This window comes from Tabrizicola sp. (assembly GCF_031377265.1).
GTDB lineage: Bacteria > Pseudomonadota > Alphaproteobacteria > Rhodobacterales > Rhodobacteraceae > JAUYQR01.
In genome coordinates, this window is record NZ_JANMET010000392.1 from 1 (window position 1) to 7807 (window position 7807).

10 protein-coding genes are annotated in these 7807 nt (G+C 62.1%); 6 read left to right on the top strand and 4 right to left on the bottom strand.

The features are described 5' to 3' along the window. Positions 1-197: dephospho-CoA kinase (locus RMO18_RS20830; protein ID WP_405054120.1), on the top strand; the 197-nt coding region annotated here is incomplete at its 5' end. Continuing rightward, positions 190-888 carry a DNA polymerase III subunit epsilon gene (gene dnaQ, locus RMO18_RS20835; protein ID WP_309668446.1) on the top strand — a complete coding sequence of 233 codons (699 nt, stop codon included), beginning with the start codon at positions 190-192 and terminating at the stop codon, positions 886-888. The genes RMO18_RS20830 and dnaQ, both read left to right, overlap by 8 nt. Positions 889-912: 24 nt before the next feature. Here dnaQ and secB read toward each other — a convergent pair whose 3' ends face one another. Both secB and RMO18_RS20845 read right to left on the bottom strand, forming a co-directional pair. After that, complete coding sequence (gene secB, locus RMO18_RS20840) at positions 913-1422, bottom strand: protein-export chaperone SecB (protein ID WP_309668447.1); 510 nt, start codon at positions 1420-1422, stop codon at positions 913-915. 55 nt (positions 1423-1477) lie between these two features. After that, positions 1478-1945 carry an FxsA family protein gene (locus tag RMO18_RS20845; RefSeq protein WP_309668449.1) on the bottom strand — a complete coding sequence of 156 codons (468 nt, stop codon included), beginning with the start codon at positions 1943-1945 and terminating at the stop codon, positions 1478-1480. A 129-nt stretch (positions 1946-2074) separates the two neighbouring features. Between RMO18_RS20845 and RMO18_RS20850 the strand changes: the two genes are divergently transcribed. From RMO18_RS20850 to RMO18_RS20860, 3 genes are read left to right on the top strand one after another with little or no spacing between them, the layout of a single operon-like run. After that, entirely contained in the window at positions 2075-2734 is a 660-nt protein-coding gene (locus RMO18_RS20850) for a Tim44/TimA family putative adaptor protein (protein WP_309668450.1), read from the top strand. 9 nt (positions 2735-2743) lie between these two features. Continuing rightward, entirely contained in the window at positions 2744-3766 is a 1023-nt protein-coding gene (locus tag RMO18_RS20855) for a murein transglycosylase A (RefSeq protein WP_309668451.1), read from the top strand. Between the two features lie 7 nt (positions 3767-3773). Continuing rightward, positions 3774-4367 (top strand): Smr/MutS family protein, encoded by a 594-nt coding sequence (locus RMO18_RS20860; RefSeq protein WP_309668452.1) that lies wholly within the window; start codon positions 3774-3776, stop codon positions 4365-4367. A gap of 13 nt (positions 4368-4380) precedes the next feature. Here RMO18_RS20860 and RMO18_RS20865 read toward each other — a convergent pair whose 3' ends face one another. Continuing rightward, entirely contained in the window at positions 4381-5478 is a 1098-nt protein-coding gene (locus tag RMO18_RS20865; RefSeq protein ID WP_309668453.1) for an alpha/beta fold hydrolase, read from the bottom strand. Positions 5479-5550: 72 nt separating this feature from the next. Next, on the bottom strand, positions 5551-6351 hold the full coding sequence (locus RMO18_RS20870; protein ID WP_309668454.1) for a sugar phosphate isomerase/epimerase family protein: 801 nt from the start codon (positions 6349-6351) through the stop codon (positions 5551-5553). A gap of 238 nt (positions 6352-6589) precedes the next feature. Between RMO18_RS20870 and RMO18_RS20875 the strand changes: the two genes are divergently transcribed. Next, entirely contained in the window at positions 6590-7627 is a 1038-nt protein-coding gene (locus RMO18_RS20875) for a rhamnose ABC transporter substrate-binding protein (protein WP_309668455.1), read from the top strand. Positions 7628-7807 lie beyond the last annotated feature (180 nt).

Here is a 7807-nt window from a genome sequence, read left to right on the forward strand (position 1 = left end):
CGCCTGAACTGCAAAGGGCGCGGGTGCTTTCGCGCCCCGGCATGACCGAAGCCCAGTTTGCGCTGATCCTGTCGCGCCAGATGTCCGATGCTGAAAAACGCAAACGCGCTACCCACATTCTGGAAACACTTTCCCAAGACAGCGCGCGGGCCTATGTTCGGGCCCTGATTTCCTATATCCGGTCAAACCATGCGTGAAATCGTCCTCGACACCGAAACCACCGGATTCGAGCCCAGCGAAGGCCACCGCATCGTCGAAATCGGCGCGGTGGAGTTGTTCAACCACCTTCCAACCGGTCGCACCTACCACCAGTACATCAACCCGGAACGCTCGATGCCGAAAGAGGCGTTCGAAGTGCACGGCCTCGGTGATGAACATCTGCGCGACAAACCTGTGTTCGCCAACATCGGGCAGGCATTCCTCGACTTCATCGGCGATGCGCAGCTTGTGATCCACAATGCGGCCTTCGACATGAAGTTCCTGAACTTCGAACTGGACCGCGCCGCCATGCCCAAGCTGCCCGCCGCCCGTGCCACCGATACCCTGATGATCGCCCGGCAAAAATTCCCCGGCTCACCCGCCTCGCTTGATGCGCTGTGCCGCCGTTTTGGCGTCGACAATTCGATGCGCGAAAAGCACGGCGCACTGCTGGACAGCGAAATCCTCGCCGAAGTGTACCTGGAGCTGATCGGCGGTCGCCAGCCCGACTTTGCGCTGAACACCGCCGCGCAGACACAAAGCCGCGATGCGCTGGCCAACGGCACCGAATGGCGCCCCCGGCCACGCCCCGAACCCCTGCCACCCCGGATCACGGATCAGGAACTGGCCGACCATCAGGCCTTCGTGGAAAAGATGGGCGCCGCAGCCCTGTGGGCCAAGCGGGGCTGAGGCCCGCTTGGCGGTGCGCCGGCCTCAGTTCGGCTGTACCGCCGGTGCCTGAACCTGCGAACGTCGCGCCAGTTCCTGACGATACAGCGCCATGAAATCCACGGTATCCACATTCACAGCCGGGAATCCGCCATCGCGCGTCACATCGGAAATGATCCGCCGCACGAACGGGAACAGCAGGCGCGGGCATTCGATCAACAGGAATGGATGCAGCTGCTCATCCGCCACACCCTCCACCAGGAACGTCCCGCCGTATTCCAGCTCAAGCAGGAACAGCGTCTCGCCGTTGACCTTGTTTTTCGACGTGATCTTGAACTTGGTGATCACGTCGAACTGGTGCTCGACGGCGCGCTTGCGGGCATCCAGGCTGACGGCCACGGTGATGTCGGGCTGTACTTCGCCGGCGGTCAGGCCCTTTTGCACAACCACATTCTCGAATGACATGTCACGAATGTACTGCGCCAGAACTTGCATCTTGATTTGCGGCTGCGCGGGCGTTGCCGCACCGTTGCCGCTTTTGGTTTCCTCGGCCATCTGACCACTCCTCGCCTGAAAGTTGGCGCGTTCCTAGCAGGTCACGCGCTGGCCCTCAATGCCGTGTCCATTCCGAAGGCTTGTCGCGACGCGGTGGATCGTTCTCGTCCACCTCCAACCACTCCCCCTCGATCACGTCCGGCGAGCCTTGCGCACCGCCAGCGGGCCTCGGCCCCAACTTCAACCGCCGCGCTATCAACGCGATAAGCAAGGTCCGGACCGGCTTCAACAGCAGCAACAAGCCCAAAGCATCCGTCAGAAACCCCGGCAACAGCAGCAGCACCGCCGCCACCACCAACAACACCCGATGCGCGATGGGCGACAGAGGGTTGCCCATTTCAGCCATGTCCGCGCCCAGCGTAACCGCACCTTTCGTCGCGACGCGACGCAGGATAAAAATGCCGAGGATCGCCGAAATCAGCACCCAGGCCAGCGTCGGCCACACACCGATGGCCCCGCCGAACTCGACAAACAGCCCGATTTCAATCAGCGGTATCGCCAGGATCAGCAGAAAAAGCCACATCGACGGTATCCCTTGCATCTGTGTTGGCCCCCGCCGGTAGACTTCGGCCATGGCTCACCCTACATAAGGGGCAGCGGCGGTTTCGCCAATCCACTCCATTTGCCCATAGCAGGCCCCCCGAGGTATCCGATGAGTTCGTCCCTGATCCAACTGCTGGTGCTGGCCGGGATCGCAATCTTCCTGGTTCTGAAATTGCGTTCGGTTCTTGGTACCCGCGAAGGCTTTGAAAAGCCCCCGATTCCGCTGGAAGATGTCAGGCCCCGCGTCAAGCGCGACTTCGAGGTGATTGATGGTGGGCCGGATCGTGACATCACCGACCATGCCGCCGAAGGGTCCGATGCAGCAAAAGCACTGGCCGCGATGAAGCAGGCCGAGCCGGACTTCAAGGTCGGCCCGTTCCTCGAAGGCGCGCGTAGCGCTTACGAGATGATTCTGATGGCGTTCGAAAAGGGCGAGCTGGACCGCATCCGCCCATTCCTGTCGGATGAGGTCGAGGCCAGCTTTGCCGAAGCCATCGACCAGCGCGAAAAAGACGGCCTCACCGTTGAGGCCACCTTTGTCGGCATGAAGGAGCTGGCCCTGCAAGAAGCCACCTTCAACCGCGAAAGTGGCATGGCCGAGGTTGCGGTCCGTTTTGTCGGCGAACAGACCTATGTCGTGCGTAACAAGGCCGGTGAGATCGTCGAGGGCAGCAAAAGCGAGATCAAGCGCCAGCGTGACATCTGGACCTTCGCGCGCCGGATGGGGGTCGATGACCCGAACTGGCAGCTTGTGGCCACCGGCGACTGACGCGTTGGGATGCGCCTGCCCCGCATTATTTGTCTGTTGGCAGCAGTGATGGCCGCCCCCGCCGCGCAGGCCCAGGTGCTGGAATTCGAACAGCTTGATGGCTGGTACGACGACAATCACGCTGACGCGCTGGTCGCATTCTTGAAAACCTGTGACCTGATTGATGCGCCCGACTGGCGCCCGATCTGTGCGCTGGCCGCCGATACGCCACAAGACGATGCTTCAGCCCGCAGCTTCTTTGAACTTCTGTTCAAACCGGTTTTGATCGGCACGCCCCCGGCCTTGTTCACCGGTTACTTCGAGCCGGAACTGGAAGGTTCTCCGGTCCGCACAGGCCGCTTTGCTTACCCGATCTACCGCCGTCCGCCTGAATTGCGCGACGGGCAGTCTTATCACACCCGCGCCAGCATCGAAGGCGGCATTCTGGCCGGGCGCGGCCTGGAAATCGCCTGGCTCGACGACCCGATCGATGTGTATTTTCTACAAGTGCAAGGCTCCGGGCGCATCCGGATGACCGACGGTAATGTGATCCGCGTGGGCTATGCTGGCGCCAACGGCCAGGCGTACCGGTCCATCGGGCACGAAATGGTGCGTCGCGGCTCGCACACGATGGATCAGGTTTCGGCCCAGGAAATCCGCGCCTGGGTGCAGCGCAACCCAACTGCCGGGCGCGAGTTGATGAACACCAACCCGTCCTTTGTGTTCTTTCGCAAGATCGGCGATCTGGCCGCCGATCAGGGGCCGATCGGCGCCATGGGCCGGTCGATCAGCACGATGCGATCGGTCGCAATCGACCCCAAGTTCACCCCGCTGGGTGCCCCGGTCTGGATCGAAAAAGATGGTCGCAACCCGATCCGCCGCTTGATGATGGCGCAAGATACCGGTGGCGCCATCAAGGGCATGCAGCGCGCTGACATTTTTTATGGCACCGGCTTTAACGCAGGCGACAGCGCGGGCACCGTCAAAGACCCCGGCCGCATGGTTTTGCTGTTGCCCATCGACCGCGCCTATGCGCTGTTGCCCGAAGGCTGATCGCGCCATGGCCCGCCGCCGCACCCTGCGCCCCGACGAGGAGGAGCTTTGGCGCGCCGTGGCCCGCACCGCCCGCCCGCTGCATAGTCATCCGATGTTCGTGAAATCGGTCGAAGCCGCCGCGCAATTCACCCCAGACCCGCCAAAAGCGCCCGCAAAGCCGCGCCTGCCGCATTTCCGTCTCGGCGAAAAGGCGCAGACCGCGGCACGCCACGATCTTGCCCCTGCATTGCAGACCGGCCTGAACGACGCACCCCTGCAGATGGACGCCAGGACCCACGGCAAGATGACCCGCGGCAAACTGTTGCCCGAAGCCCGCATCGACCTGCACGGCCTTACCTTGGCCGAGGCGCACCCGGAACTGATCCGCTTTGTCCTGAACGCGCAAAGCGCGGGACTTCGGCTGGTTCTGGTGATCACCGGCAAAGGCAAACGCGGCGTCGATACCGGCCCCATCCCGCAAAGAATGGGCGCGCTCAAGCATCAGGTTCCGCAATGGCTCCGCCTGCCGCCGCTGGGTCCGGCGGTACTGCAGGTGACCGAAGCGCACCTGAAACACGGCGGTTCCGGCGCCTATTACGTCTACCTGCGTCGTCGCTGACCCGATTTTCAGCCTACTGCTCGGTAATCGCGCCAACCGGGGCAAGGATGATCTCGGTCGTCCGGCGCACGGTCAGCACCAGCCCCTGCAACAATCCGACCCGCGACCTCGCGTCAGACCGGAAAGCAGCGTCGATGCCAAGGATACCGCTCAACAGGCTCAACAGCGCGGGCGAGGTGCCGGCGTTGAAATGACCCGCGCCCACGTCGAAGGCCGCCGTGTCAAAGTAGGTCACTTTCAGATCCGAAATTCTCGACACATCCTCCAGGTTCCCCAACCGATCCGCGCTCCCCGAGATGCGGGCGGATAGGCCCAGAACCTTGTCCTTGGTGCTGCCAAAGATCACGAAAGGTTCGGGCAGCTTGCCAATCTCCCGCGCCTGTGACCGGAACACATCCACATCCAGATCCGGCGAGATCAGCACCACGCCCTTGATCCGCGACATGACCTTGGAGTTGTTGCGCAGCGTCATCTGCCGCAGCGTTTCCATCGTCAGCGCGCACCCCATCGAATGCGCGACGATGACGATTTCCTTTGCGCCGGAATCCGAAACCTCGTTCAGCAGTTGTTCGAATCCGCCTCGTCCGAACAGCGCGGAATCGCGGTCATAGACATAGGCCAGAGGTGACCCCCGCGATGGCCATGCATAGTGGATCGCAACGCCCGGCACCTCCAGATCGTGGTGCATCTGGGCAACCCGATAGACCCCTTCGGCCATGGTCGTATTGAACCCATGCACATAGACAACCGCGCTGGATTGGGCGCGCAGTTCCATCGCCGCACGAAGGCTACCGCGGAAGTCGGACGCCGACGGATAGCGCGTCTCGTTCAGGGCCAGAAAGTCCATCGACGGATCAGGTTTTCGGGTGCGCGGCGGCCAGTTGATTTCGCCCGGCTTGCGCTCAGTTGGGATCGAGATGTCATAGCGCACAAAGCTGGCGCGATCAGCGCGGGCCCTGGTGTAAGCGCCTCCTTCGGACTGCCGTGTTGTGCCAACAAATATCGCCTCGGGCATCAGGCTGCCCGCACCTTCCGGAACCTTGGTAAACTCACCTCGCGGCGCACAAGACATGACGATCATCAGCGCGAGACAAAGCCTGAAGCCGCGCATGTGTACCCACCCTTTTGAACCAGGCTGCCACGCTGGCTGATAAGGCAAGGACGGTCAAGCGCCGCCTTTGTTTCAAATCATGTCACAGGCGCGCAAATGGTCCCGCATCCGCACCGTTTCGGTCAGCACGTCATCGAACAGCGTGTTCATGTAGCCTTGGTGCACATATTCCACCGCCAGATAGCCCTTGTATCCGCAATCGCGCAGCCGCCCGACCATTGCGGTGAAGTCCAGCGTGCCCTCACCCCATTTCGCCTGCAGCGCACCGGGCCGCGCTTGGCGCATGTGCACATGGGCCGCATGCGGGGCCAGCACGTCGATCTGGCCTTGGGTAAACCCCATGCAGGTGAAATGCGCGTAATCCAGCGTCAGCCGCAGCCCCGGCACCTCGGCCAAAAGCGCCAGCGTTTCGGCCGGCGAGGCGAGCAGCCCACCGACATGCGGCTCCACCGTCAGGGTGATGCCGTGCCGCGCGGCCACCGCAACCAACCCGCGCAACCCGGTCACCGCCGCGCCAAACGCGCCCGGCCCCGTCACCCCCGGCAGCACAAATATCGACGGACAGCCAAGCGTGCTGGCAAAACGGCAAACCCGGTCCAGTTCCGCCTCGTTGCGCGCCCTTGCGGCCGGATCGGTCACCGCGTTCTGCACGATGTCCGCGCCAAAAAGCCAGTACAGGTTGGACACAGCGATCCCCAGTGCCGCAACCTCGCCAGCCGCACCTACCGGATCTGAAACGATTCGCCCTCGATTCAGCGCCGCGCCGTGCAGCAGCCCCAGATCCATCGCCCCAAACCCCAGCGCCCGCGCAATGCCCCAGCTTTCCGCCAGTGTGCAGGCGGCAAATGACCACGACGTGACCGTCAGCTTCATGATGTGCTTCCTTGTGATAAGTGGCCTTACCAATTGCGGAACTTTGTGAAGGCTTTTCCCGCAAAGCAAGCGAATTCGCCTGTTTCTGCCAATGCAATGCCGCAGCGCAGAGCATTCGATCAAAGAAATTCATTGCAAACGGCAAAGTGGTCAGGCCAATATTCGCGCAGCCGGAGCGGAGGAGCTTGTCCGGTTCTGATCACGAAACCACGAAAAAACCACGGGAGGACATCTTTCAATGAAGCATCTGACAGTTTCCACGCTTGCGCTCTGCGCAGCACTTTACGGTGGCTTTGCAACCGCCGAGACCGCGATGGCCGAAAAGGGCGGCGCGGCAAACATGGTTCTGTTGCCAAAGTTCCTTGGCATCCTGCCCTTCGATCAGGCCAATCGCGGCGCTGAAGAAGCGCATGCCGAACTCGGTAATACCGGCACGCTGCTCTATACTGGGCCGACGCCCGAAAACTCGGTCGCGGGCCAGATCGAGATCATGACCACGGCCACCAGCCAGGGCCAGAACGTGGTGATGTTGTCCAACAACGCCGGTGACCAGATCGCCCCCGCTGCCGAAGCAGCACAGGCGGCAGGCGTCAAGGTTGTGACATGGGACAGCCCGATCCCCTCGGGTGCCGGGGAAACCGTGTTCGTGGCGCAGGTTGATTTCGGCTCCATCGGGGTGGTGATGGCCGACATGGCGCATTCGATCATGGGTGGCGAGGGCGAGTTTGCGGTGCTTTCGGCAACCCCCGATGCGGCCAACCAGAACGCTTGGATCGCGGCGATGGTCGAAACGCTGAAGGATCCGAAATACGCCAAGATGACGCTGGTTGATACCGTCTACGGCGATGACCAGTCTGAAGTCAGCTACAACCGCGCGCTTGCGCTGGTTGATAGCCACCCGAACCTCAAGCTGATAATGTCGCCCACCACAGTCGGCATCCAGGCAAGCGCCAAGGCGATGCAGGACGAAGGGCTGTGCGACAAGGTCAAGATTTCCGGCCTCGGCCTGCCAGCCGAAATGGTCAGCTATACGATGAACGGCTGCGCGCCGGAATTTGCGCTCTGGTCCTTCGTCGATCTTGGCTATCTGACCTACTACACCTCGTACATGCTGGCGACTGGCAAGATCACCGGTGCCGTTGGCGAAACCTTCAACGCCGGCCGCATGGGTGACTACACGATCGAGGAAGATCCCGGTCGCGCCGGTGCCAAGCGCATCCTGATGGGGCCGTTCACCGTCTATAACAAAGACAACGTCGAAGCCGAAGCGAAGTAATCTTCGCCACGGCATCACGGCCAGCCCTCCCGCTCCCGGCGGGCTGGCCGCTCTTTCCCTGAAGGTTCCCGCAATGCCCCCCGTCCTCGACATGCGCGACATCTGCAAAAGCTTTGGCGGCACGATGGCCCTGTCCGGCTTTTCGCTGCAGCTTGAGGCGGGCCGAATTCACGCCCTTGT